This window comes from Streptomyces sp. NPDC016677 (assembly GCF_055562815.1).
Window position 1 is genome coordinate 168,409 of the sequence record NZ_JBVHEO010000010.1, and the last position, 24,897, is coordinate 193,305.

The window sequence follows — 24,897 nt, forward strand, 5'->3', positions numbered from 1 at the left end:
TCAAGAGTGTGCACGAGGTGTTGCCCCACGGGGTTCGGGGACGTCGGAGACCAGGGCGGGTTCGGACGCCTCCCGGCCTGGCGAGGAGCCGGCCGTGGGCAGGGAGCCCTCCCGTGCGCTCAGGGCACGCAACACGGCGCGGGCCACGGCGTCGTTCTGGCGGAAGGCCGGGGCGTCGGTGCGGGGCCGGGCGAAGGCGGCGACGGCACGGCTGTCGGTGGGGGCGCCGAGGGCGATCCGGCGCGGGTGGGGGCCGCCGAGGAGCGGGTCGAGCACATGGGCGTCGGCGGGGGAGACGGTGAGCAGCCCGGAGCGGTGGGTGTGCGAGGGGTCGGTGACGACCTCCTCGGCTATCTCCCCGGCCCGGTACAGGCGCCGCAGCAAGGGGTCCTCGGTGCGGTCGAGCGCGTGACGGGGCAGATACGCCTCGATCAGGGCGGTCGCGCGCACGGTGTGCCCGGGCACCGTCGGGCTGGTGGCGGTGAAGGTGCCGGTGGCCTCGTCCGTGCCGATCCTGAGGTCCGCGCCGGTGAAGCGGACGATCCCGGCCCGGGACAGGGCGTGCAGCTGGCGCAGCCGGAACCCGGGCGGGCCGGAGGCGAGGAAGCTGAAGAAGCCCTGCCACCAGCCGTCCACCCCGTCGGCCACCGAGCGGGCGGTCAGGCGTCCCGACGCGACCAGCCGGGGCAGCTGGCCGTAGACGGAGAGCAGGGCGAGGAACGCGCCCAGGTCCGCGCTGTGGTCCGGGTCCTCGCGGCGGGCCACGTCCCGGACGATGTAATCGCGCAGGTGTTCCTGGAAGGCCTCCGGGGTGGTGAAGGTGACACCGGCCAGCGGCCGGTCCAGGGCCTCGAAGTCGAGCCGGTCCGCCGGATCGGGGACCGACGCGGCGACGAGGGCGGCCATGTCACCGGAGTACCAGTCGAGACGGTCGTAGGCGGCGCAGAACGCGGACCAGGTCCGGGTGGTGCGCCCGGGATGGGCGTGGAACAGCTCGTGGTAGTGGCCGAACCCGATCTCCTTGGCCATCAGGGGCCACACGTCGCGCCGCAGGTCCAGTGGCCGTCCCCCGGCGAGCAGGGCGTCGACCGCCTCCGGCCCGAAGTGGCGCGGCAGCGGCGGACGGGGACCCTGGAGCCGGTAGCCGGTCTTGGAGTGGTAGGGCACGCCGCGCCGCGACCCCACGTGCAGGACCGGCTCACGGCCGGACGGCAGATAGCCGAGTGTCCCGTCCGGTTCGGTGCGGTACCTGCCGCCGCGGCCCTCGGTGAGCAGGACGGCCAGGTCGACGAAGGCCAGCCCGAAGCCGCGCAGCACGACGTGTTCACCGGGTCGCAGCGCCGAGAGGTCGGCGTCGGCGGAGAAGGCGGGCGGCAGGTGGAAGCGGCCGTGGCGGCGGGCGAAGGCGGCCAGGGCACGGTGCTCGGCGGAGGGCGCGGAGCCCAGGTGGCCCTGGGCGAGCACCACCAGGTCGGCGGTGAGCGGCGTGTCGCTCCCGGCCAGGTGCACCCGCTGCGGACCGTCCGGGGGACCGGAGACAGCGGTCGCGGTGGCGCGGTGCCAGGTGACGGTGACGGACGGCGGCAGCGCGGCCAGCGCCGCGCGGAACACCCAGTCCAGATAGGCGCTCTGGGCACGCCGGGTCGGGAAGTCGGTGGGCGCGAGCGCGCGGAGCTCGCCGAGCACCTCCGGGTCGGCGGGTTCGGCGTAGGGCGCGTACCGGGGACCGTCGCCGGAGAACTGGGCGGCCCACTCGGCGAGCGAGGGCCCCGGCCGAACGGGTCCGTCGATGACGGAGGAGTCGTCGGTGAACATGGTCACGTCCTCGGCCATGGAGTTCATCCGCAGCAGCGGTGACTGCTCGTGCCGCCAGACCCGGCCCGGACCCGGCGGGTGCGGATCGATCAGATGGATGCGCAACGCCCGCTCACCGGTCCAGAGTTCACCGGAGTTGGCGGCCAGGCGCTCCAGCAGACCGGTGGCCCGCGGTCCGGCACCGACGACGGCCAGTACGGCGGCGGTGGCGGAGGCGGAAGCGGTGGCGGAAGCGGTGGCGCTCACTTGTCACCGCCGGTCACGGGCCGGGCGTCGGCGGACGTCGCGGCACTCAGCCGGGAGCGGACGGCGCCCAGCCACTCCCGCAGCCGCCGCACCGGGGTGGGCGGCAGGGCGCGGGAGGTGCCGCGCGCGTAGTGCCGTTCCACATAGAACTGGCCGACGCTGAGCACCGTGGTGACCGCGATGTACCACAGGGTGGCCACCAGCAGCAGCGGGATCACCTGGTAGGTCTGGTTGTAGACCAGCTGCACCGAGTACAGCAGGTCGTGCACGGCCAGCACACTGACGATGCTGGTGCCCTTCAGCGTGCCGATCAGCATGTTGCCGGCGGTCGGCACGATGGAGCGCATCGCCTGCGGGATCACGATCCGGCGCAGCGTACGGCGCCTGCTCAGGCCGAGCGCCTGGGCGGCCTCGGTCTGCCCGGCGTCCACCGACAGGATGCCGCCGCGCACCACCTCGGCGGCGTACGCGGCCTCGTGCAGGGTGAGGCCGACCACCGCGGTGAGGGTGGGCCCGAACAGGTCGACCGTCTTGACGGTGACGAACTCCGGACCGAACGGGACGCCGAGCCCGAGGGTCGGATACAGGGCGCCGATGTTGAACCAGAACAGCAGCTGCACCAGCAGCGGCGTGGACCGGAAGATCCATACGAACCCCCAGCTGAGGGTCCGCAGCACCGGGTTGACCGAGAGCCGCATCACGGCCAGCGGCGTACCCAGCAGGAAGCCGAGCACCATCACCGCGGCGGTCAGCCAGAGGGTGAGCAGCAGTCCGTCGAGGACCGCGCCGGTGGTGAAGTACCGGCCGACGACGCCCCACTGGAACGCGTCGTTGCGGACGACCGAGTTGAGGACCATGGCGAAGACCAGCAGCGCGCCGGCCGCGGCCACCCAGCGGCCGGTGTGGCGGCGCGGCACGATGCGGGGCAGGTCCGCACCGGGTGAACCGGGTCCGTCTGGTGCGTCAGGTGTGGCAGGTGTGTCGGGGGTGCGGACACGGCCGGTGGTGACGGTGGAGGGAGTGGTGACGTCGGAACGTGTGGCCATCGGGGGCTCTCCGGGGGAGGGATGCGCAAGCGTCGGTGACCACCCGGCGACACCGGCGGCAGGGCGCGGCGCGAACGCCGTACGGGGCACGGTGCGGCCGGGAGGCCGGCGTCATCACACTTGCCGCGTCCCTCAACGCGGCCGGAGGGCACCGCACAGGGCGGGGCCGATCCGTGTCGATCGTATGTGCCCATGGCCTCGCCGTGTCAACAGGGCCTCGGCGGGGCGGTGTCGGGCCTCGGGAGGGCGGTACCGGTATGCGGTCGCCGCTTGACGAGCCGCGTGATGTCCTGCTCAATTAGTCGCATGGACGCCCAGCAGCGCTTGGTCTCGCGTGACCACATCGACTTCGGTCGGGTGTGGTCCGCGGCGTGTCGCGGCTGACTCCGCGGCGGAAAGCCCGACCGGTCCTTCCCTCCCTCGGCGATCCCTCGATCCCTTGATCTCTCGATCCCGTGATCTCCTGATTCCGTGATCTCCTGATCCGGTGATCTCCTGATCCCGTTGCGGGCCGAGTCCTCCTTCGCGCTCGTCCGCGCCGCCGCCTCCCGTTCCTCCCCGCCACTCGGCGTCATCACGTCTTCCAGGACCGCACCGGACACCGCGGTCCTGACAGCCCTTCACGCTTTCGACCGCCGGCGGTCGCCGACCCCGTACGCGTGCGGCCGGCGGCCCCTGCCACCCTGCCCGAAAGGCCCTTGCCATGCCCGTGGAATTTCTCGGCATAGCCGCCACCAACGACGGCTCGGAGACCACTCCTCGCTCCGGCGCCGCCTTCGACAAGGAATACACGCTCCGGCTCGCCCGGGCGCACGAGGACCACGGCTGGGACCGGGTGCTGTTCGCCTACGGCTCCGGGGCACCGGACCCCGCCCCGGCCGCCGCCTACATCGCCAGTCGGCTGGACCGCCTCCAGCTCCTGCTGGCCCACCGGCCCAACGTCTCCTACCCGACCTTCGCCGCGAAGACCTTCGCCACCCTCGACCGGATCAGCGAGGGACGGCTGACCGTCCACTTCATCACCGGCGGCAACGACCACGAACAGGGCCGCGAGGGCGACACCCTCACCAAGGACGAGCGCTACGCCCGCACCCGGGAGTACATCCGGATCGTCAAGAAGATCTGGACGACGCGCGAGCCCTTCGACCACGAGGGCGAGCACTACCGCTTCCACGACTTCGTCAGCGATGTCTTCCCGGTGCAGCAGCCCCGGCCGAACGTCTCGTTCGGCGGTTCGTCACCCGCCGCGTACGCGGCCGGCGGCGCCGAGGCCGACATCTACTGCCTGTGGGGCGAGCCACTGGCGCGTACCGCCGAGCAGATCGAGAACGTCAAGGCCGCCGCGCGGGCCGCGGGACGCACGGACGTCCCGCGCATCCAGGTCGCCTTCCGCCCGATCATCGCCCCGACGGAGGAACTGGCCTGGGAGAAGGCGCACCGCACGGTCGGCGCCATCCGCCGGCGGCGCGGGTCGGGCGTGGTACGCCACCACCGCCGCGACACCCCGCAGGCCGCGGCACCTCAGAACACCGGCTCCCAGCGGCTGATCGCCATCGCCGAGGCGGGCGAGCGCTACGACCGCGCCCTGTGGACCCCCACCGCCGCCGCCACCGGTGGCGCGGGCAACTCCAACGCCCTGGTCGGCACCCCGGAGACGGTCGCCCAGGCCCTCCTCGACTACTACGACCTCGGCGTGGACATCCTCTCCGCCCGCGGCTACGACCTGCTCGGCGACGCGATCGACTTCGGCCGGTACGTCATCCCGATCGTCCGCGAAGAGGTCGCCAAGCGCGACGCCGAGCGGGCGGACCGCGCCCCCCAGTCCCTGGCGGCGGTGCGCGGATGACGTCCGTGGTCCGGCCCGTCACCGGACTGACGGTGACCCGGGCAGCGGTGTCCGACCCCAGGGTCCGCCCCCTGCTGCGCGAACTCGGCGACGAGTACTCCGCGCGCTACGGAAAGGACGCGCACGCCGAACTGGCCCGCTACCCCGACGAGGAGTTCACCGCGGCGTACGGAGGCGTCCTGCTGCTCCTGCTGGAGGACGGGACGTCCGTGGCGGGCGGTGCCTTCCGCCGGTACGACGACGACACCGCCGAACTGAAACGCATCTGGACCCACTCCGCGCACCGCCGGCGTGGGCTGGCCCGCCGGGTCGTCGCCGAACTGGAACGCGAGGCGCGGGCCCGCGGTTACCGGCGGATCTACCTGACCACCGGCCCGCGCCAGCCAGAGGCCCGCGCCCTGTACCTGGCCACCGGCTACACACCGCTGTTCGACACCGCGGCCGACCCGGAGACCATCGGGCCGCTGCCGTTCGAGAAGCACCTGGGCGGCAGACGGCCGGAGAACCACCTGAGCACGGCGCGGACGCGCTCCGCGCGGCCCGGGAACCACCCGAAGGAGACCGACCAGTGAACCCCACCGTGGCCAGGGCGCGCCCGCGCCACCTCGTCGCCGTCACCCTGCTGCCCCTGCTGGCGCTGACCGCCTGCGGCTCCGGCGACACCGGTGCCACCGCTCCGGCGGGCGCCCAGTCCCCCGCGCCGACCGACGACCCGGTCGCCGCCGTCCGCAAGGTGGAGTCGGCGGCCGCCCTGCTGCCCGCCGAGGTCCGCGAGGCGGGCACGCTACGGGTGGGCAGTTCGGTCGGAGCGCCGCCCTCCGCCTACTACCCGAACGGTTCCGACAAGGCACCCGAGGGCCAGGACATCGACCTCACCGACGCCGTCGCCAAGGTCCTCGGCATCGAGGTGCGGCGCCAGGACGCCTCGTTCGAAACGATCCTGCCCGCCCTCGAAAGCGGCAAGTACGACGTGGGCACCGGCAACTTCGGCGTCACCAGCGAGCGCCTGAAGACCATCGACTTCGTCACGTACATCGACGACGGCCAGGGCTTCGCGGTGAAGAAGGGCAGCACCGCCCTGAAGAAGAAGGTCACCGACCTCACCCAGCTGTGCGGCCTGACCATCGGCACCAACGCCGGCACCACGTTCGAGTCCACCCTCACCGCGCGCGAGAGCGTGTGCGCCGACGCCGGGAAGGAGCCCTACGACGTCAAGGTGTACTCGGAGAACGGCGCCACCCTCACCGCGCTCCAGCAGGGCCGGATCGACGTGGTCATGTCGACCATCAACGGCCTGCGCCACCAGGCCGCGCAGCCCGCCGCGCAGACCGTCTTCGTCGGGGAGTACCACCGCCTCGACGTCGGCTTCGCCTTCAAGAAGGGCTCCCCGCTCACCAAGGCGTTCCAGGCCGCCGTCGACGAACTGATCGACGACGGCACGTATGCCCGCATCCTCGAAAAGTGGGGCACCTCCGCCTCCGCGATCGACGCGTCGCGGATCAACCCGCCCGAGCACACCTGAAGCCGAGCAGGAACCCCGTCATGAGACTCACCACCGACTCCGCCACCGATCCCACCGCCGCCCCGCCCGGCGCGGCCGTCCCCGGCGGCGGTCCCGAGGCCCCGCCGGCCCCCGACGACCCGGCGTCCCTCAAGGTCGTCCCCGCCCGCCATTACGCCCGGTGGGCGGCGGCCGCCGTCGTGGCCGTGCTGGCGGCCCAGTTCGGGCACGGCCTGGCCACCAACCCCGTATGGGAATGGCAGGTCTTCGGCGACTACGTGCTGTCCGAGACCATCGTCCGGGCAGTGTGGGTCACCCTCCAGCTCACCGCGTACGCCACCGTGCTCGGCTTCCTGCTGGGCACCGTCCTGGCGTTCATGCGGCTGTCGCGCAGCCCGCTGCTGCAGACCGTCGCCTGGACCTACATCTGGGTCTTCCGGTCCATCCCGATGATCGTCCAGCTCGTGTTCTGGTTCAACCTCAGCGCTTTGTACGAGAGCCTGGGTATCGGGGTTCCCTTCGGACCGGTGTTCTGGTCGGTCGACAGCGACAGCCTCATCGGCACGATCGGGGCCGCGGTCATCGGACTCTCCCTGCACCAGGCCGCCTACGCCGCCGAGATCGTCCGCGGCGGCGTCATCTCGGTCGACCCGGGGCAGTCCGAGGCCGCCGCCGCCCTGGGCATCCCGCGGCTGCGGCAGATCCGCCGGATCGTCCTGCCCCAGGCCATGCGCGCCATCCTGCCCACGGCCGGCAACGAGATCATCGGACTGCTCAAGGGCACCTCGGTGGTCTACGTGATGGCCATCGGCGAGCTGTTCTACCAGGTCCAGGTCGTCTACGGCCGCAACGGCCGGGTGATCCCGCTGCTGCTGGTGGCCACCGCCTGGTACGTGGTGCTGACCTCCCTGCTGTCGGTCCTCCAGTACTACGTCGAACGCCGCTTCGCCCGCGGCGCCGACCGCACCCCGCCGCCCACACCGCTCCAGCGCCTGCGGCACACCGCCCGCTCCCTGCGCGCGGCGGCGGCCCGGCGCGAACTGCCCGTCGTACCGCTGAAGACCCCGGGAGGGAACCGATGAGCGACTTCATGGTGGACGTCCGCGGCGTCCACAAGAGTTTCGGCCCCCTTCACGTACTGCGCGGCGTCGACCTCCAGGTGCCCGCCGGGCAGGTCACCGTGATCCTGGGGCCCTCCGGCTCCGGCAAGTCCACGCTGCTGCGGACCATCAACCACCTGGAGAAGGTCGACCGCGGCTGGATCGGCATCGACGGCGAACTCATCGGCTACCGCCGCTCCGGCGGCACGCTGCACGAACTGAAGGAGAAGGACGTCCTCAAGCAGCGCACCCACATCGGGTTCGTCTTCCAGGACTTCAACCTCTTCCCGCACCTGACCGTCCTGGAGAACCTGGTCGAGGCCCCCGTCTCCGCGCTGCGCCGCCCGCGCGCGGTGGCGGAGGAGACGGCACACCGGCTGCTGGACCGCGTGGGACTCGCCGACAAGGCCGGCGCCTATCCACGCCAGCTCTCCGGCGGCCAGCAGCAGCGCGTCGCCATCGCCCGCGCGCTCGCCCTGGAGCCGAAGGTGCTGCTCTTCGACGAACCCACCTCCGCGCTCGACCCCGAACTGGTCGGTGAGGTCCTCGACGTCATCAAGGACCTGGCCGGCACCGGCACCACCATGATCGTCGTCACCCATGAGATCGGCTTCGCCCGCGAGGTCGCCGACACCGTGGTGTTCATGGACGGCGGTGTGGTCGTCGAACAGGGCCCGCCCGCGGCCGTCCTGGACGCCCCGCGTCACGAACGCACCCGTGCCTTCCTCGCCAAAGTCCTCTGACCGCCTTCCCCTTCCCCGCCAGGAGAACCACCGTGCCCGTCCTCGCCCGCACCACCGCCGCCGTCACGATCACACTCGCCTCGGCCCTCGTCCTCGCCGGCTGCTCCGACCCCTCCGACGGCTCCACGGCCGAGGTCGCCGGTACGTCGGGCGCCAAGACGAAGATCAATCTGAGTGCCGATCAGCAACGCGTCACCACGGCGAAGGTCGACTCCATAGCCGCCCGGCTCCCCGCCGAGGTGCGCGAGAGAGGCACCCTGGAGGCCGTCGCCTCCTCCACCTCCGCCGCCCCGCTGAACTTCTACGCCACCGACAACAAGACCGTCATCGGCGTCGAGACCGACCTCGTCCACCTGGTCGCCGACGTCCTCGGCCTGAAGGTCCGCATCACCCCGGTCTCCTGGGAGAACATCTTCGTCGGCCTCGACAGCGCCAAGTACGACGTGGGCTTCAGCAACATCACCGTCACCGAGGAACGCAAGGAGAAGTACGACTTCGCCACCTACCGCGAGGACAACCTCGGCTTCGAGGCGAAGAAGGGCAGCGGCCTGAAGGTCGACGGGCCCGAGGACGTGGCCGGGCTGACGGTCGCCGTGAGCAGCGGCACCAACCAGGAGAAGCTGCTCGTCGAGTGGTCGAAGGAGAACGAGAAGGCCGGCCGGAAGCCGGTCGACATCAAGTACTACCAGAGTGACAGCGACACCTACCTCGCGCTGCGCTCCGGCCGCATCGACCTCTACCTCGGCCCCAACCCGACCGCCGCCTACCACGCGGCCACCGGTGGGCAGACGGAGGTCGTCGGCACGTACTCCGGAGCCGGTGACACCTTGCAGGGCCTCATCGCGGCCACCACGAAGAAGGACAGCGGCCTCGTCGAACCGCTCGCCGACGCGCTGAACGAGGTCATCCGCAACGGCACCTACGGCAAGGTGCTCGCCCGCTGGGGCCTGTCCGACGAGGCCGTCGAGAAGTCGGAGATCAACCCGCCCGGCCTGCCGAAGACCGGCGAGTAGCCCGCGGCACGGCACCGCCGGCGTCATTTCTCTATTATCCCTACCGGATTTATAGGAAACTGTTGACCGGGGGTGGTCGGGGTGCGCAGGATGGAACACATGTGCAGCACGCAGCAGCCGCTCGTTCGCCGTCGGCATGTCGACTTCTGTCGCGTCGCCAGCGCGGTCTGCCGCCTTCCGCAGGACGACCTCTGACGCGCCGACACCCGCCGTCACGCCACCCCGCTTGCCCCCCCCTGTTCTCGACTCGCCTCCTCCCGGCCGCCTGCCCGGCCGCCCGGCGCCCCTGTCAAGGAGCCCGTCATGACCACCCCCCTGCCGTCCGACACCCCGCCACCCGGACCCGCCGACCCCGGCCCGCGCCATCTGCGGCTCGTGCCCGGGCAACCGCCCGGCGACCCGGGGGCGGGGACCGCCGGGCCGCTCGTCGGCTACGTCGTGTTCGTCCCGGAGGGCACCGACCCGGCCCGCCTGTTCGTCCCGGACGGGCCGCGGCCGGTCATCCACGCCCTCGCCCCCGCGCCGGCGGCCTCCGCCGAGCGGAGCACGGCCGAGGAGGAGAACGGCATCCGGATCGACGCCGTACGACGTGTCGCGCGGATCGGCGGACGCGTACTGGACCTGACCTACCTGGAGTTCGAACTGCTCGCCCACCTCGTCGCCCACCCCGACCAGGTGCTTTCCCGCGAGTCGCTCATCGGCAGCGTATGGGGGTACGGCCACATCGGCGACGGCCGCACCGTCGACGTGCACATCGCCCGGGTGCGGGCCAAGCTCGGCCGCGCCCACCGGCACCGGATCGTCACCGTCAGGCGGGTGGGCTACAAGTACACCCCCGCCCGGCCGCGGTGTTCCGGCTCCGCGTCGTGAGGACAGCCCCGAGGAGGAACGGCAGTGGCACCGCCCCAGCCCGGCCCGACGTCCGACCGCCGGTCACCGAGGGGCCGGGAGCGGACATGACGACGACCACCCCCGCCCCGGAACCGACCGCCTCCGCCCCGGAACCGACCGCCCCCGCCCCGGCCGGGGCGCCGGGCCGTGCCCACTGGCTGCGTGTCGCCCGCGAGGTGGCCGAGGACCTGGCCACGGACGCCATCACCCGCGACCAGGCCTGCAAGCCCCCGTTCGACGAGGTCGCCCGGCTCCGTGAGGCCGGACTGCTGACCCTGCTGATCGCCGGCGAGCACGGCGGGGGAGGCGCGGACTGGGGCACGGCCCACGCCGTCGTCCGGGAGGTCGCCGCGGCCGACGGAGCCATCGGCCAGCTCCTCGGCGGGCACTACGTCCTGTCCTGGACGGCCCGCTTCTTCGCCGGTCCCGACCTGGCCGAACGGGTCGCCCGCCGGTCCGCGGCGGGCCAGTGGTGCTGGGGCGGCGGCTTCGCCGCCCACGAGCCCCCGCTGCGGCTCACCCCGGACTCCTCCGACGGCTACCTTCTGAACGGCCGTCAGGGCACCGTCGGCGGCGCCCGCGTCGCCGACCGGCTGGCCGTCCGCGCCGCCCGGGCCGACACCGGCGAACCACTGGCCGTCCTCGTCGACCCCGCCCATCCCGGCGTGACGAGCGGGGACGACGGTGACGCGTTCGGACAGCGGCTGTCGGGCGGCGGCAGCGTGGAGTTCGACGCCGTACCCGTCGCGGGTGACGCGGTGCTGGGGTCGCTCTCCGCCGACGAGGGCGCGCTGCCGCCGTTCGCCGGCCTGGCCGCCGCCACCGGCCGCCTGGTCTCCGCCCAGCTCTGCCTGGGCATCGCCGAAGGTGTGCTCGCGGAGGCCCGTGAGTACACCAGGACCCGCGAGTACACCCGGGCCGGCGACCGCTCCCTGCTCGGCGACCACCCCGGGGCCGGCCTCCCGTCCTGGCAGGACGGCCTGGCACGGGACCCGTACGTGCTGGTCACCTACGGTGAACTCACCGTCGACGCGCGCGCGGCGTCCGCCCTCGCCGACCAGGCGGTGGCCGCACTCGACGGCGGGCTGGCCCGCGGCGAGGAGCTCACCGACGACGAGTGCGCCGAGATCTCCGTACTCGCCGCCGCCGCCGAAGCCGCCGCCGCGCGCGCCGTCCACGACATCACCACCCGCACCCTGGACGTCATCGGCCCGGGTGCCGCCTCCTCACGTCACGGGTTCGACCGCTTCTGGCGCAACGCCCGCACCCACACCCTCTACCACCCCGTGGCCCACGGACTGCGCGAGGTGGGGGACTACTTCCTCAGCGGGGCGCACCCCCCGTTCGCCCTCCCCGCCTGACGGGCACGGCGCGCCCCGCCCCGGAGCGGCGGCCGGTGGCGGGGGAGAGGGCCGCCTTCGTGCATCGCCGCGGACCGTAGGCGGCCGAAGCCGGGCACACGTGGAAGCACCGGCCGTACGGAGGCGGTGGCGCCCCGCACGGCCGGTGCCCGGCGTGCCGTGCCCGGTCAGCGGGCGACCAGCAGCCCCCGGCCGCGCAGCACCCGGCGCTCCAGCGGACTGAAGACCAGCAGGTCGACGGCGATGCCCACCACCAGGATCAGCAGGATGGCGAGGAACACCTGCGCCATGCTGGAGTTGTTGCGGCCGTTCTCCAGCAACTGGCCCAGCCCGATGCCCAGATCCGGCGAGGACGCGATGATCTCGGCCGCCATCAGCGACCGCCAGGAGAACGCCCAGCCCTGCTTGAGCCCCGCGAGATAGCCCGGCAGCGCGGCCGGCATCACGATGTGCCACGCGCCGCGCAGCCCCGTGGCGCCCAGCGTGCGGCCGGCCCGCAGGTACAGCGGCGGGATCTGGTCCACCCCCGCCACCAGACCGTTGGCGATCGACGGCACGGCACCGAGCAGGATCACCGCGTACATCATCTTGTCGTTGAGCCCCAGCCAGATCACGGCGGGCGGCACCCACGCCACGGACGGCAGGGACTGCAGCCCGGACAGGATCGGCCCGATCGCGGCCCGGACGAACCTCACCCTGGAGACCAGCAGACCGAGCGGTGTGCCGATGACCAGCGCCAGCAGGAAGCCCAGCAGACCACGGGAGACGGAGGTCCAGATGTAGTCCAGCAAGGTGCCCTGGAGCCACGCGTCGGACACCTCGCCCCACACCGCGGACGGCGAGGGCAGCTTGTACGCGGGCGCGACCCGTGCCCACACCAGTACCTGCCAGACGACCAGGACGAGGGCGACGGCGGTGACGGGTGGCAGAACCTTGCGCAGCAGGACCTCGCGCAGCGGCGGACGGTCCACCTGCACGGTGTCCAGCGCGTCCAGCCCGGCCTCCAGGCCCGCCAGATCCTGCGTCGCCGTGTCGTGCCGGTGCCCAGGATCGGTGTCAGTGCCGGCCATGGCGGCGGATCTCCCCTCGCAGTTCCTCGGTGATCTCGGCGGACAGCTCGGCGACCGCGCCGTCCTCCAGGCGGCGCGGCTGCGGGATGCCGACCGTCCAGGACCGGGCGATCCGCCCCGGCCGCGACGACAGCAGCACCACCCGCTGGGCCAGCCGCACCGCCTCGCGCACGTTGTGCGTGACGAACAGCACGGAGAGGCCGGTCTCCCGCCAGATCCGGGTCAGTTCGTCGTGCAGGACGTCCCGGGTGATGGCGTCGAGCGCGGCGAACGGCTCGTCCATCAGCAACAGCCGGCTGTCCTGGGCCAGCGCCCGGGCCAGCGCCACGCGCTGCCGCATCCCGCCGGACAGCTCGTGCACCCGCTTGCCGTACGCCCCGTGCAGCCGGACCAGTTCGAGCAGCCGCTCCGCCTCAGGCCGGCGCTCGGGTTTGGCCACGCCCCGCATCTTCAGGGCCAGTTCGATGTTCTTGCCCGCCGTCAGCCACGGGAACAGCGCGTGTTCCTGGAACATCAGGGCGGGCCTGCCGTCCGTGCTGATCGCACCCGCGGACGGCCGGTCCAGGCCGGCCACGAGGTTCAGCAGCGTCGACTTCCCGCACCCGGAGGCCCCGAGGAGGGTGACGAACTCACCGGGTGCGACATCGAGCGTGATGTCGTCCAGGACGAGCTGCTGTCCGCCGGGCGACCCCGGCGCGGGAAAGGACTTCGAGACGTGCTCGACACGGGCGGCGTGCGTCGCGGCCCCGGTGCCCTCAGCGGCCTTGGCTGTCGCGGTGGCCATGGTCGTCACCTCCAGGGATCTTCATGGGATCGGTGCGTCCGGTCGCCGTCACCGGGTGCCGAGACCGGCGTCGTCGACCTCGGCCTCGCCCTCGGCCTTGAGGACCTTGTTCAGGGGCGCGAGGTCGTAGATGCCCTTGAGGTCCGGCTGCTCCAGCAGTCCCGCCTTCACCGCGTGCTCGGCCTCGGTGTCCAGCGTCGAGGCCAGCGGGTCGTCCAGGAAGGTGATGGACTTCCACGCCGGGTCGATGACCTCGGCCGGCAGCGCCTTGCCGGAGAGCTTCTCCAGCGCCTTGTTGGCGGACGCCTTCGCCTCGTCGGGGTTGGCGTTGATCCATTTGTTGGTCTCGACCGAGCCGCGCAGCACCGCCTCGACGACGTCCGGGTGCTCCTTGAGGAACTTCTGCGACACGATGATGTTGGTGATCACGAACTTCTTGTCAGGCCACAGGTCGGACTCGTCCAGCAGCACCTTCGCACCGTCGGCGACCAGCTTGGACGCGGTCGGCTCCGGTACCCAGGCGCCGTCGATCGAGCCGGACTTGTAGGCGTCCGGCGTCACCTTGTTGTCCGAGCGGACGACCGACACGTCGCCCTTGCCGCTCTGCGCGTCGACCTTCCAGCCCTGTTCCGCGATCCAGTTGAGGAAGGCGACGTCCTGGGTGTTGCCGAGCTGCGGGGTGGCTATCTTCTTGCCCTTCAGGTCGTCCTCGGACTTGATCGTGTCCGGGTTGACGACGAGCTTCACCCCGCCGGAGGCCGAACCGCCGATGATGCGCAGGTTCTTGCCGTCCGCCTTGGTGTAGCCGTTGATGGCGGGGGAGGGGCCGATCCAGCCGATGTCTATGGAGCCGGAGTTGAGGGCTTCGATCTCGGACGGGCCGGCGTTGAAGGTCGACGCCTTGATCGTGGTGCCGCCCAATTCCTCCTGGAACAGGCCCTCCTGGACGCCGACGAGTGCGGTGGCGTGGGTGAGGTTCGGGAAGTAGCCGATCCTGACCTCGTCCGCGGAGAGCTTCTTCGCGTCCGCGGCGACGCCCGTGCGCTGGTCGTCGTCGGTGGACTCGGAGCCGTAGCCGCAGGCCGTCAGCAGGAGGGGGAGCGCCGCCAGGGCGGCGAGGGTGCGCAGGGGGGTGAACGGTCTGGCGGCAGACACGGAAGTGTCCTTTCGGAGGGTGCGTGGGCACGGAGCTGCGGGGGCACGCGCGCGAGGCCGCGTGTGCCCGGGGAACGTCCAGGGACGGGACGGCGATGCGGGCGCCGTCCTGTTCCTCGGTGGGCCGGTCTTGTCGTGGGTCTCAGAGGCTGGGACAGACGGCGCTGGACGTGCGGAGGAGGTCGATGTGCCGACGGGAGGTGAGGAAACGGGAGGTGAGAAGGGGCAGCGATCGGCCTGCGCGGCTGAGCGTCCTCATGGTCATCACCCCTTGATCCCTAGTTTTCCCACCGGGTTGATAGGGATCGTGGCAGAAGGTGGCGCCCATCCCAAGGGGGAGTTCATATTATGGTCAGCCGGGTCTCGTCATGTGAGACGCGTAGGGGGTGGCCGACCTGTCAGGGGTTGGTCCAGGCCCCCGGGGTGTCGGTCAACGCGGCAACGTCGGCGGGCAGTTCGGCCGAGGCGACGTCGGCGAGCGTCACCCCGTCGAGAATCTCGCGGACGTTGGACCGCAGGGCGATCCAGAGCGGCAGCAGCGACTCGGCGGGCCCCCGGTAGGACAGCTCCGGCGGGCGGACTCCGCGGACGGACACCAGGGGGCCGTCCACGACGCGGATGACATCGGCGATGGAGATGGACGCGGCCGGCTTGGCCAGCCGGTAACCGCCGTTGCCGCCGCGCTGGCTGACCACGAGCCCGCCGCGGCGCATGTCGCTGAGGATGCCCTCGAGGAACTTGTGCGGGATGTCCTGGGCGTCGGCGATGGCCTCGGCCTTCACCGGCCCGTCATCCCCCGACGCGACGAGTTGCAGCGCGGCTCGTACCGCGTAGTCCGCCCTGGCTGAGATCCGCATACGTGCATTATTCCGCACGGCGGCGTGGCCTTCCGCCGGGCGTCAGCGCCGAGGTCGTGCGGGTGCCGGGGGCCTTCGCGCGGTACGTGCGGGTGGGGCGGTCCGTCGCGCGCGGAGCCACGTCGGCCGGGTACGCCGGTGGACGGCCGTCCCCTCCTGTACGTCCGAGGTGGCGTGGGACATCCTGCGGGAGGCGTCCCAGCTCTCCAACACCAAGCTCCGCACGGTCGCCGAGGCCGTCACCGCCAGCGCGGGCAACGACGGCCCGCCCCGCCACCGGAGATCCGCACGGCCCTGCGGACAACGGTGGCCCGGCACGGACGGTGAGGGAGCACGCCCCGCGCCTGGTCGATCACCGGACGGGAGACAGGTACGGTCCGGCGGGCCGGGTCCCGGCCGGCGGGGCGGTCCCCGGCGGCGGGCGCCCTGCCGGCCGGAGCCCCTCCCGCCGCCGGGGTGCTCCCGTGACACGCGGGGACGGGCGGACGTCGGGCCGGTGGCGCGTGGCGCGGCTCAGCCCGCCCGGCGCCGCAGCGCCAGCCAGAGCAGCAGGACGCCCGCTCCCGCACCGGTCAGCAGCAGGACGCGGTTGTCCCGCGTCGCCCGGGCCGACCGGGCGGCCGTCTCCCGCACCGGCTCCGGTGCCTTCTCGTACCACGTCCGGCCGGCTCGGGACGCGGCGGCACGGGCCTGCCCGGTGGCGCGGACAGCCTTGTCCCGGACCGGCTCGGGCACCCTGCCCCGCACCCGGTGCGCCACCTCACCGGCCCTGGCCTTCGCCTGCCCGGCGACCGAGGCGGCCTGTGTCCGTGCCTGCCCGGCGACCGAGGCGGCCTGTTCCTTGGCCTGCCCGACGGCCGAGGCCGCCTGTTCCTTGGCCTGCCCGGCCACCGCCGCGGCCTGGGTCCTGGCCTGGCTCGCCTTCTCCTGGGCGCGGGCCTTGACGTCCGTCCTGGCCGCCAGGGCTTCCACCGTCTCGCCCAGTTCCCTGCGGGTGCGTTCGACCTGCCGCCGCAGTTCCTCGGGGCTCTGCGCGGTCGGTCCGTCGTGCGGCGGCTGGGTCATCGGTGTGCGCTCCCCTTGATCTCGGCCACGTCGGCCTTGATGTTCTCGATGGTCCGCTGCGGCGTGGGCGGCGCCGCCCGGTCGACCTGCTTCTTGCCGGTCAGGGCCAGCACCGCGGCGATCACGCCGAGCACCGCGGTCACGATCAGCGCCGCGGCCCACACCGGCAGGGGGACCGCCAGGCCCGCGATCGCGGTGGCCACCAGGGACTGGAGCATCAGGAACCCCACCAGGCCGGCACCCCCGAACATGCCCCCGCCCTTGCCGTACCGCTTCCCCTTCTCCTTCATCTCCGCCTGTGCCAGCCTCAGTTCGCCGCGCACCAGCTCGGTCAGCTGCTGCGAGGCCCGCTGCACCAGCTCGCTCACCGGCTCCTGCCCCGGCCCGTTCCCCGGTCCGTGTCCGTCCGCACCGGCGGAGTGCGGCCGCGTGCTCATGGTCGCCACGGTGATCATCTCCGTTCCGTTCGCCGCTTGCCGGGTCCCGCGCCGCGGTCCCCGGCGTCCCTGAAGCGCGCGAGTACCCCCGACGACGGCCACCAGACGGCCGTCGTCAGGCCGCGTCCGAGTGCCGGGCCCGGCCCTCGGCACGGCGACGGCGGTGTTCCGCCGCCGCGCCGACGATCAACCGCAGATGCCCGTGCCGCCCGTGCTGCCGGTGCCGCCCGTGCCGTGCCGCCGACGTCCGTTCGGGCGGGCCGAACAACCGGTCCTCCAGCCGGTCCATCCCGTAGAGCAGAAGGCCCAGGACGGGCAGCAGCAGAACGGCGACGACGATCACCACGGGCCCCCTTCGCACCGGCACGCCGTACCGGGTGCCCGCTGTGCGCCCCGGGAGCGGTGACCGGAGGTGAAGGTTCCATGACCGTGGGACACCTGCCGGGCGCGCCCCGGCCCGCCACATGCCGACCGGCCCCCGCGCGGGTAGCGTCCCTGAGTGGGAGCCGTACCGGGTGCCGGGCCCGCGGTGCGGCCCGGCGGGAGCGGGACGGACGAAGGCCGTTCCGGTCCGGATCGATTGTCCCCGGTGCCGCTGGAGGTGCTCGGTGACCAGCACACGTGGACCGGCCGTCGGCCTCGACGCGCTGGACGCCGCCCTCACGGAGACCGTGCGCCGGATCGGCGCGTCCCTGGGCGCGCTGTACCTGCTGGCACCGCGCGAGCCGCTGCTGCGGCTGGACGTGCTGTACGGCGCGCCCGCCGAGTTCGCCGCGCCCTGGGCCAGGGTCCCGCTGGCCGCTCCCACCCCGGTGGCCGACGCGGCCCGCGAGAACCGGCTGGTGTGGGCCGGCGGCCACGAGCAGCTGGCCAGGGCCTACCCCCGTACCGCGGTGGCCCTGCCCTACCCGATGGCGCTGGCCGCCGCGCCCGTCACCGGCGTCCGGCCCTGGGGCGCGCTGCTGCTGATGTGGCCGGTCCCGCGCCCGCCGCACATGTCCGGACGGGAACACGGGCACATCACCGCCAGTTGCCGCCGCCTGGCCCGGCTGATCGAGGAGGCCGCCGGACACGGGGTCCCGTCGGACCGCGACGGCCCGCCACGCGTCGTGCCGGCCGGGCGTGCCCGCCCGGGAGCGAGCCCCGGCCTGGCCGCCGCCGATTTCGCCGAGCGTCTGCCCGGCGGCAGCTGCGCCGTGGACCTGGCGGGACGTTTCACCTACCTCAGCTCCGGAGCCTGCGAGCTGCTGGGCCGGGACGCCGGCCAGTTGCTGGGCACTCTGCCGTGGCAGTCCCTGCGCTGGCTCGACGACCCCGTCTACGAGGACCGCTACCGCACGGCCGTCCTCAGCCGGCGGCCGGTCGCCTTCACCGTGTGCCGCCCGCCGGACCGGTGGCTGGACTTCCACCTCTACCCGGACGCCAGCGGCATCAGCGTCCGCATCGTGCCCGGCGGCGCCGAGCCGGCTGCGGCCGAGGTGCCGGGCCGGGCCGCGCGCCTCGCCGCACCGGCCAGGGCGGGCCGGCTCCACCAGCTCACCCACCTGGCCGCCGCGCTGGCCGAGGCCGTCGGCGTACAGGACGTCATGGACCTGGTCGCCGACCAGGTCCTGCCCGCGTTCGGCGCCCAGGGCCTGATCCTGGCCGCCGCCGACGCGGGCCGGCTCACGACCACCGGGTCCCGCGGATACGCCCCCGACGTCGTCGAGCGGCTGGACGGCATGCCCGAGGACAGCGACCTGACGCCCGCCGGACGCACCCTCAGCACCGGCCTCCCGCTGTTCTTCTCCGCCCCCGAGGAACTGCGGCGCGACTACCCCGACGCCCCGGTGGTCAGCGGCAAACAGGCCTGGGCCTTCCTGCCCCTGGTCATCTCGGGCCGCCCGGTCGGCTGTTGCATCCTGTCCTACGAGCACAGGCACCGTTTCCCGGCCGAGGAACGCGCCGTCCTGACCGCCCTCGCCGGCCTCATCGCCCAGGCCCTCGACCGGGCCCGCCTCTACGACACCAAGCTCGACCTCGCCCACAGCCTCCAGCAGGCCCTGCTCCCGCGGACCCTGCCGGCCGTCGCGGGCCTGAGGGTGGCCGCCCGCTATCTGCCGGCCACCCGGGGCATGGACATCGGCGGGGACTTCTACGACCTGATCGGACTCGGCGACGGCGCCGCCGCGGCCGTCATCGGCGACGTCCAGGGGCACAACGCGGCGGCCGCGGCGCTCATGGGGCAGGTCCGGACCGCCGTCCACGCCAACGCGGCCCGCGGCACGCCGCCGGAACAGATCCTCTCCAGCACCAACCGGCTCCTGACCGACCTCGCCCCCGACCTGTTCACCAGCTGCCTCTACGCGCACCTGGACTTCACCCGCGGCCGGGTCACCCTGGCCAGCGCCGGTCACCCGCCGCCCCTGGTCCGGCTGCCCGGTGGCGTCACCCGGCCCGCCGACGTGCCGCCCGGCCCGCTGCTGGGCATCGACCCCGACGCCGGGTACCCGCACAGCGGCCTCCCGCTCGTGCCGGGGCTGACGCTGCTCTTCTACACCGACGGTCTCATCGAGACGCCGGGAGTCGACCTCGACGACGCCATCGCCCACCTCGCGCGGCACTTCGCCCAGGCCGACGACCGGGACCTCGACCTGCTGATCGACGACCTGCTGAAGGAGGCCGGCCCGTCCGGCCGGCGCACCGACGACGTCGCGCTCCTGGTGCTGCGGCGGGAGGCGGCGGACGGGAGGCACTGAGGCCCGCGCTCAGGTCCGGGGGTCGCGCTGCGCGTCGTGGCGGGCCAGGACGGACAGGACGGCGGCCACGGTCAGGCCGGCCTCCGCCTCGGCGGGATGCCGCAGGGGGACGCCCGCTTCGATCCGGTAGACGTTCGACCTTCCCTGACGGGTGTGGGAGAGGTAGCCGGCCTCTTCCAAGTCAGAAATGATCTTGTGCACCGCGCGTTCGGTGAGCCGGCAGTGCGCGGCGATGTCCCGCACGCGCGTGCTCGGATCGTCGGCGATCACCGCCAGGACGCGGGCGTGGTTGGTCAGGAACGTCCAGCCGGCGTGTGGTTCAGGTACTCCACCCATGATCCCTGAGTATGACGTGTGTTTCATGCATCAGTAAATAGGAACTCTGTTTCAGGTATCTGTTGACAGGTGACGTCGTCGGGGCCGATCCTGGTCCGAGACACAGCGCTGGAAAGGACGACGTGTGCCATGACCCCGCAACCGTTCTCCGCGGTGCGCTCCCTCACCCCCGGCGGTGTCACCGTGGTGACGCTGCGCGGTGACATCGACCAGGATGTCGGTGCCGAGGTGCGCCAGGCGCTGCTGCCGTCCGGCGTCCCGGCCCCGTTCACGGTCGTCGACCTGGCCTCGGTGTCCTTCATGGACTCGGCCGGCGTCAACGCGCTGATCCAGGCCCACCACGCCGCGCGCTCCCGTGACGGCTGGATACGGCTGGCGGCGTGTTCGCCGATGCTCCTGCGCGTGTTCGGCATCCTCGGCATCGACGGGCTCCTCCGCTGCTACCCCACCGTGCGGGAGGCCCTCGGCGACTGACGCGTCATCCGATGACGAACGGGAGCCGCGCGGCCGGCGGGCCGAGCCGGGCCCGTTCCGCGTCGGTCGGCACCCGCCGCCCGGTGCCGAGCAGCAGGGCGTCCGTGTCGGAGAACGAGGCGGGGAACGCCGTACCGGCGATCCGCTCCAGCAGTTCCCGCGACCGCGCCAGTCCCTCCGCGGGCGGCCTCGGGGCGTGGGGAAGGCGGGCGACGAGGTCGAGGTGGTGCAGCGTCCACTCCAGTACGTACGCGAGGAGGTAGTCGCCCGCGGTGAGTACCTGGCCGCGGGTGCCGACCGTCAGCCCCGGACCGGCGCGCTCCGCGGCGCGGCCGGCGGCGGAACCCACGTCGTCCAGGTGGAACTTGAGGAGCCCGGGGTCCTGGTACGCGGCGGCCAGCCGGACGGTCAGCGCGTCGAGGGGGTCGTCACCGGACGGGGGTGTCCCGGTGACCTCCCAGTACGTCACCGCGTCACGGGTGGGCTCGGCGGCGACCGGGGTCGCGAGGGTGATCAGGACGTCCTGGGCGTCGATGACCAGATGGCACACGAGGTCCCGGACCAGCCAGCCCGTACAGCCGGACGGCCGGGCGAAGTCGTCGTCCGCCAGCCCGGCGACCGCCGCGCGCAGGGCCGCCCAGGAGCGCGAGAAGAGGTCCACGGCGGCACGGTAGTGCGGCCCGTACGGGCGGACAACCGGGCCTGGGGCAGGGGGCCACCACGAGCGGCGCGCGGGCGGTCCGCCGTACGGGCGGCGCCGGCCGGTCACCGCGCGGGGGCCGGCGTCGTGCGTCAGGTTCCGGCGGCCGAGTCATCGAGCGTGCCCGGCGCAATCGCCGGGCAGGTGCGGCAACGGCGCGTCGGTCGCCCGAACGGGGGCGGCTGAAGCGCCCCCGCACCACGTGGTGCCCGCGGGGGCGCGAAAGCGCCGCCCGTGCCTCCGCGCGCTCCGTCCGGGCGGCGTTCACCGCGCGTCACGCGGCGGCCCGGCGGACCACGGTGTCAGAGTCCAGTCGTCGGGATCCATGGACGGCGCGGTCCGCCCCGCCGCCCGCGAGAAGGGACACAGGTATGGAGCCGCCGAAGACCGTGACGACCGGCGGTCTGCGAACCGACGAGGACGCCTACCGCGACGCGTTCACCCGGTTCCTGGCCAACAGCGACGAGAAGGTCACCACCCACGCCTACCTCGACGAGGTGGTGCGCCGGCTGCCGGCCCGGCGCGTGTTCCTCGACATCGGTCCCGCCGACGGTGCGACCACCCGCCATGTGGGCCGGTCCTTCGACCGCACCGTGTGCGTCGAACCCAGCGAACCCATGCGCCGGGCCCTCGCCCGCACCTGCCCCGACGCGGTGGTCCTGGCCGAACCGGTGCACCGCGCCGATCCCGGTGTCGGCGTCGACCTGGCGCTCCTCTCCCACGTCCTGTACTACATCCCCCGCGAGGAGTGGGCGGCGACGCTCCGCCGCGTCCTGGGATGGGTCGAGCCGGGCGGCACCCTGCTCGTGATCCAGCAGGACCCGGACAACGCGTGCATGCGGATGGTGCGCCACTTCACCGGCGTCGGCTTCGGCCTGCGGGAGCTCGCGGACGAACTCGCCGCGACACCGGACGGCCTGACCGGTGACCTGCGGCTGGAGTCCGTCCCCGCCCACTACCGCAGCGACGACCTGGCGGAGACGGTCACCGTCGCCGGGTTCCTCCTCAGCTTCCCCGGCAGTACCCGGCCCACGCGCGAGGCCGTGGAGAAGTACGTGCAGCGACACTTCTGGACCGAGGACGGCACCTACCGGATCGCGCACCACCAGGAGGTACTGCGCGTCGAACGGTCCGGCGCGCGCACGGACGACTGACCGGCCGGCCCGGCCGTCCGGGAAAACTCGGTTGCCCCGCCGCCGGATGCGTGCCAGCGTGTGGGTGCACTGTCGTCGAGGCAACGGAGCGGACATGCTCATCCAGAACGTTCTCCCGACCCCGCGGCCCACCCGGGCCGCCTCGCTCGCGAACGTTCCGGAGTACTCGCATGCCCACGCAGCTCAGCGCCCGCGCCGTCACGAAGTCGTACCACGGCCGACTCGTCCTTGACTCCGTCACCTGCACCCTGGGCGCCGGTGAACGCACCGGAGTGGTGGGGGAGAACGGCTCGGGGAAGAGCACCCTGCTGCGCCTGCTCGCCGGTGCCGAGCGGCCCGACAGCGGCGACATCGTCGTCCGGACCGACGGCGGCCTCGGCTACCTCCCGCAGGACGGACAGCTCCCGCCCCACCACAGCGTCCAGCAAGCCGTCGACCAGGCCCTGAGCGACCTGCGCGCCATCGAGAGCCGGATGCGCGCGCTGGAGACCGCCATGGCGGCGGGGGGCCGCGCCGCGCTCACCGAGTACGGCGAGCTGATGACCGCCTTCGAACTGCGCGGCGGCTACGAGGCGGACGCCCGCGTCGAGCGCGCCCTGCACGGACTCGGTCTGGCCGGGCTGCCCCGCGACCGGCCCGTCGGCGCCCTCTCCGGCGGCGAACAGGTCCGGCTGCGCCTGGCCGCCGTCCTCGCGTCGGCCCCCGAGGCGCTGCTCCTCGACGAGCCCACCAACCACCTCGACACGGCCGCCCTGACCTGGCTGGAGGACCACCTGCGCAGCCGCCGCGGCACCACCGTGGTGGTCTCCCACGACCGCGCCTTCCTCGAACGCGTCGCCACCACCCTCCTGGAGGTCGACGCCGACCGCCGCACCGTCACCCGCTACGGCAACGGCTACGCCGGCTACCTCGCCGAGAAGGCCGCCGCCCGCGCCCGCCAGGCCGAGGAGCACGCCCGCTGGCGGGCCGAGGTCGACGCCCTGCGCGAGAGCGCCGCCACCACCGCCCGCCGGGTGGCCCCCGGCCGGGGCATCACGGACAAGAACAAGATGGCCTACGGCATGGCCGCCGGCCGCGTCCAGCAGGCCCTCGCCGGGCGCGTGCGCAGCGCCGGGCAACGCCTGAGCCGCCTGCTCGCCGACCCCGTTCCGGCGCCCCCGGAGCCGCTCCGCTTCGCCCCCGCGTTCCGGCCCAGCCCGCTGACCGGCACCGGCCTCACCGCCACCGGCCTCACCGTGCACGGCCGGCTGGCCCCCGTCGACCTCACCGTCGAGGCCGGCGGGCGACTGCTGATCACCGGGGACAACGGCACCGGCAAGAGCACCCTGCTGCGCGTGCTGGCCGGCCGCCTCACCCCCGACGCCGGCCGGCTGACCCGGCGCGGCCGCGCCGGCCACCTGCCCCAGGAGCCCGTCTCCGGCCGCCCCGGCACGACCCTGCTGGAGACCTACGCCCGCGGTCTGCCCGGCACCCCCGAGGAACACACCGAACGACTCCTCGCCCTCGGCCTGTTCAGCCCCGACCGGCTCACCGCCCGCGTCACCGACCTCTCCACCGGCCAGCGCCAGCGTCTCGCCCTCGCCCGCCTGCTCAGCCGCCCCTGCGACATCCTGCTCCTCGACGAGCCCACCAACCACCTCTCGCCGGCCCTCGCCGAGGAACTCGAAGAGGCCCTGCACACCTACCCCGGCACCCTCGTCCTCGTCTCCCACGACCGCCGACTGCGCGAGCGCTGGCGGGGCGGCCACCTCACCCTCCCGGCCCGGCACCGGAGCCCCGCTCCGCCCGCCTGAGGCCCCCACCGACCACCGTCCGACCACCGAACGAAGGAGACCCACATGACCGCCGGCCGGCAGAAGAAGACCGAGCAGCCCGAGGAGACGACGGCGAAGACCCAGGAGACGGAGAAGACAGAGGAAACGGAACAGACCGAGGAGGCCGAGGCCAAGCGCAAGTTCCAGGAGGCCCTGCAGCGCAAGGCCCGCGCCAGCAGGTCCCAGCAGGCCCACCAGGACGGACGCCAGAAGATCAAGGGCTTGAACGGGCCCAAGGGCCAGAACCGCAACTTCCGCCGCAAGTCCGGCTGACACCCCTCCGCTCCACCCGGCCGCCGCGCTCCGCACCACCGGACCGCGGCGGCCTCCGGACTCCCCGGACTACCCGGCCCGCCCGGTTCACCGGGTTCACCCGGCGAAACGCCGTTGACCTTCGAGCCGGTCGAGACTCCATGAAGACGGCGTGCCCCCTTCCGACTCGATGCCGATCGGCGTCTTCGCCCGGCGCAGCGGTCTGACCCCGCACATCGCCGCGGCGCGGAAACACGTCCCCGGCCTTCCGCAGGGCCCCCACGGCGACCTGCTGCGCACCGCCGTCGACGAGGTGGCCGAGGCCGTCGCCCGACGCAGCACCGCACGGCGGGCGTCCGTGCCGGGACCCTCCGCGTGAACGCGCCGGTGCGTCCGGCGGCGAAGTCTCAAGCGCCGACCAGGTCTCGCCCGAGGGCTCTGGCTGCCGCCGCGGCGGCCGGTCAAGCTGCTGCGACCTGCGCGGGCCCCCGCGCCGAGC

General features: G+C 73.2%; 27 protein-coding genes. 15 read left to right on the plus strand and 12 right to left on the minus strand.

Translation table 11 applies throughout. The annotated features are described in order from the left end of the window. Both ACZ3IG_RS25125 and ACZ3IG_RS25130 read right to left on the minus strand, forming a co-directional pair. Nucleotides 1–2,061: an FAD/NAD(P)-binding protein gene (locus ACZ3IG_RS25125; protein ID WP_467434810.1), complete on the minus strand. Its 2,061-nt coding sequence runs from the start codon at nt 2,059–2,061 to the stop codon at nt 1–3. Continuing rightward, nucleotides 2,058–3,107: an amino acid ABC transporter permease gene (locus ACZ3IG_RS25130; RefSeq protein WP_467434811.1), complete on the minus strand. Its 1,050-nt coding sequence runs from the start codon at nt 3,105–3,107 to the stop codon at nt 2,058–2,060. The genes ACZ3IG_RS25125 and ACZ3IG_RS25130 overlap by 4 nt, the downstream gene beginning before the upstream one ends. Nucleotides 3,108–3,810: 703 nt before the next feature. Between ACZ3IG_RS25130 and ACZ3IG_RS25135 the strand changes: the two genes are divergently transcribed. The 9 genes from ACZ3IG_RS25135 to ACZ3IG_RS25175 all read left to right on the plus strand — a co-directional run bounded on the left by ACZ3IG_RS25135 (nt 3,811) and on the right by ACZ3IG_RS25175 (nt 11,562). Further along, on the plus strand, nt 3,811–4,953 hold the full coding sequence (locus ACZ3IG_RS25135) for an LLM class flavin-dependent oxidoreductase (RefSeq protein WP_467434813.1): 1,143 nt from the start codon (nt 3,811–3,813) through the stop codon (nt 4,951–4,953). After that, complete coding sequence (locus tag ACZ3IG_RS25140) at nt 4,950–5,525, plus strand: GNAT family N-acetyltransferase (protein ID WP_467434814.1); 576 nt, start codon at nt 4,950–4,952, stop codon at nt 5,523–5,525. The genes ACZ3IG_RS25135 and ACZ3IG_RS25140 overlap by 4 nt, the downstream gene beginning before the upstream one ends. Beyond that, nucleotides 5,522–6,475 (plus strand): ABC transporter substrate-binding protein, encoded by a 954-nt coding sequence (locus tag ACZ3IG_RS25145; protein WP_467434815.1) that lies wholly within the window; start codon nt 5,522–5,524, stop codon nt 6,473–6,475. The genes ACZ3IG_RS25140 and ACZ3IG_RS25145 overlap by 4 nt, the downstream gene beginning before the upstream one ends. Before the next feature lie 20 nt (nt 6,476–6,495). Beyond that, complete coding sequence (locus ACZ3IG_RS25150) at nt 6,496–7,536, plus strand: amino acid ABC transporter permease (protein WP_467434816.1); 1,041 nt, start codon at nt 6,496–6,498, stop codon at nt 7,534–7,536. After that, on the plus strand, nt 7,533–8,297 hold the full coding sequence (locus ACZ3IG_RS25155; protein WP_467434817.1) for an amino acid ABC transporter ATP-binding protein: 765 nt from the start codon (nt 7,533–7,535) through the stop codon (nt 8,295–8,297). The genes ACZ3IG_RS25150 and ACZ3IG_RS25155 overlap by 4 nt, the downstream gene beginning before the upstream one ends. Nucleotides 8,298–8,329: 32 nt before the next feature. Continuing rightward, nucleotides 8,330–9,310 (plus strand): ABC transporter substrate-binding protein, encoded by a 981-nt coding sequence (locus ACZ3IG_RS25160; protein WP_467434818.1) that lies wholly within the window; start codon nt 8,330–8,332, stop codon nt 9,308–9,310. Between the two features lie 99 nt (nt 9,311–9,409). Further along, the gene (locus tag ACZ3IG_RS25165) at nt 9,410–9,505 is read left to right on the plus strand and encodes a putative leader peptide (protein WP_374198357.1); all 96 of its coding nucleotides are present in this window, start codon (nt 9,410–9,412) and stop codon (nt 9,503–9,505) included. Nucleotides 9,506–9,613: 108 nt separating this feature from the next. After that, entirely contained in the window at nt 9,614–10,180 is a 567-nt protein-coding gene (locus tag ACZ3IG_RS25170) for a winged helix-turn-helix domain-containing protein (RefSeq protein ID WP_467434819.1), read from the plus strand. A gap of 86 nt (nt 10,181–10,266) precedes the next feature. Continuing rightward, complete coding sequence (locus ACZ3IG_RS25175; protein WP_467434821.1) at nt 10,267–11,562, plus strand: acyl-CoA dehydrogenase family protein; 1,296 nt, start codon at nt 10,267–10,269, stop codon at nt 11,560–11,562. A 167-nt stretch (nt 11,563–11,729) separates the two neighbouring features. On the opposite strand, the gene ACZ3IG_RS25180 is transcribed toward ACZ3IG_RS25175, so the two are convergent. The 8 genes from ACZ3IG_RS25180 to ACZ3IG_RS25215 form a co-directional block, all read right to left on the minus strand. Further along, nucleotides 11,730–12,632, minus strand: a complete 903-nt coding sequence (locus tag ACZ3IG_RS25180; RefSeq protein ID WP_467434822.1) for an ABC transporter permease — start codon at nt 12,630–12,632, stop codon at nt 11,730–11,732. Next, on the minus strand, nt 12,619–13,416 hold the full coding sequence (locus tag ACZ3IG_RS25185) for an ABC transporter ATP-binding protein (RefSeq protein ID WP_467434823.1): 798 nt from the start codon (nt 13,414–13,416) through the stop codon (nt 12,619–12,621). The genes ACZ3IG_RS25180 and ACZ3IG_RS25185 overlap by 14 nt, the downstream gene beginning before the upstream one ends. Before the next feature lie 48 nt (nt 13,417–13,464). Continuing rightward, nucleotides 13,465–14,571, minus strand: coding sequence for an ABC transporter substrate-binding protein (locus ACZ3IG_RS25190; RefSeq protein ID WP_467434825.1), 1,107 nt, complete (start codon nt 14,569–14,571; stop codon nt 13,465–13,467). A 142-nt stretch (nt 14,572–14,713) separates the two neighbouring features. Continuing rightward, nucleotides 14,714–14,899, minus strand: a complete 186-nt coding sequence (locus ACZ3IG_RS25195; protein ID WP_467434826.1) for a putative leader peptide — start codon at nt 14,897–14,899, stop codon at nt 14,714–14,716. Between the two features lie 70 nt (nt 14,900–14,969). Next, a complete protein-coding gene (locus ACZ3IG_RS25200) occupies nt 14,970–15,428 on the minus strand; it encodes an RrF2 family transcriptional regulator (protein ID WP_215165448.1) in 459 nt (152 codons plus the stop codon). A gap of 513 nt (nt 15,429–15,941) precedes the next feature. Next, nucleotides 15,942–16,493 carry a DUF3618 domain-containing protein gene (locus ACZ3IG_RS25205; RefSeq protein WP_467434827.1) on the minus strand — a complete coding sequence of 184 codons (552 nt, stop codon included), beginning with the start codon at nt 16,491–16,493 and terminating at the stop codon, nt 15,942–15,944. Continuing rightward, entirely contained in the window at nt 16,490–16,930 is a 441-nt protein-coding gene (locus tag ACZ3IG_RS25210; RefSeq protein WP_467434828.1) for a phage holin family protein, read from the minus strand. Before ACZ3IG_RS25210 ends, ACZ3IG_RS25205 begins: the two co-directional genes overlap by 4 nt. A gap of 115 nt (nt 16,931–17,045) precedes the next feature. Then, complete coding sequence (locus ACZ3IG_RS25215; protein ID WP_467434830.1) at nt 17,046–17,276, minus strand: hypothetical protein; 231 nt, start codon at nt 17,274–17,276, stop codon at nt 17,046–17,048. 262 nt (nt 17,277–17,538) lie between these two features. Here ACZ3IG_RS25215 and ACZ3IG_RS25220 point away from each other — a divergent pair, with 262 nt between their 5' ends. Next, the gene (locus ACZ3IG_RS25220; RefSeq protein ID WP_467434831.1) at nt 17,539–19,668 is read left to right on the plus strand and encodes a SpoIIE family protein phosphatase; all 2,130 of its coding nucleotides are present in this window, start codon (nt 17,539–17,541) and stop codon (nt 19,666–19,668) included. Between the two features lie 9 nt (nt 19,669–19,677). Here the strand turns inward: ACZ3IG_RS25220 and ACZ3IG_RS25225 are convergent, their stop codons facing one another. Then, nucleotides 19,678–20,004 carry a helix-turn-helix transcriptional regulator gene (locus tag ACZ3IG_RS25225; protein ID WP_467434832.1) on the minus strand — a complete coding sequence of 109 codons (327 nt, stop codon included), beginning with the start codon at nt 20,002–20,004 and terminating at the stop codon, nt 19,678–19,680. Between the two features lie 129 nt (nt 20,005–20,133). On the opposite strand from ACZ3IG_RS25225, the gene ACZ3IG_RS25230 reads away from it, so the two are divergent. Further along, nucleotides 20,134–20,478 carry an STAS domain-containing protein gene (locus ACZ3IG_RS25230; RefSeq protein ID WP_467434834.1) on the plus strand — a complete coding sequence of 115 codons (345 nt, stop codon included), beginning with the start codon at nt 20,134–20,136 and terminating at the stop codon, nt 20,476–20,478. Nucleotides 20,479–20,482: 4 nt separating this feature from the next. Here ACZ3IG_RS25230 and ACZ3IG_RS25235 read toward each other — a convergent pair whose 3' ends face one another. Continuing rightward, complete coding sequence (locus tag ACZ3IG_RS25235; protein ID WP_467434835.1) at nt 20,483–21,139, minus strand: maleylpyruvate isomerase N-terminal domain-containing protein; 657 nt, start codon at nt 21,137–21,139, stop codon at nt 20,483–20,485. Between the two features lie 410 nt (nt 21,140–21,549). Between ACZ3IG_RS25235 and ACZ3IG_RS25240 the strand changes: the two genes are divergently transcribed. From ACZ3IG_RS25240 to ACZ3IG_RS25255, 4 genes are all read left to right on the plus strand, one after another. Next, nucleotides 21,550–22,332 (plus strand): class I SAM-dependent methyltransferase, encoded by a 783-nt coding sequence (locus ACZ3IG_RS25240; protein ID WP_467434836.1) that lies wholly within the window; start codon nt 21,550–21,552, stop codon nt 22,330–22,332. A gap of 170 nt (nt 22,333–22,502) precedes the next feature. Next, nucleotides 22,503–24,125 (plus strand): ribosomal protection-like ABC-F family protein, encoded by a 1,623-nt coding sequence (gene abc-f / locus ACZ3IG_RS25245; RefSeq protein WP_467434837.1) that lies wholly within the window; start codon nt 22,503–22,505, stop codon nt 24,123–24,125. A 45-nt stretch (nt 24,126–24,170) separates the two neighbouring features. Continuing rightward, the gene (locus ACZ3IG_RS25250; protein ID WP_467434838.1) at nt 24,171–24,419 is read left to right on the plus strand and encodes a DUF5302 domain-containing protein; all 249 of its coding nucleotides are present in this window, start codon (nt 24,171–24,173) and stop codon (nt 24,417–24,419) included. Between the two features lie 151 nt (nt 24,420–24,570). Continuing rightward, nucleotides 24,571–24,777, plus strand: coding sequence for a hypothetical protein (locus ACZ3IG_RS25255; RefSeq protein ID WP_467434839.1), 207 nt, complete (start codon nt 24,571–24,573; stop codon nt 24,775–24,777). Nucleotides 24,778–24,897 lie beyond the last annotated feature (120 nt).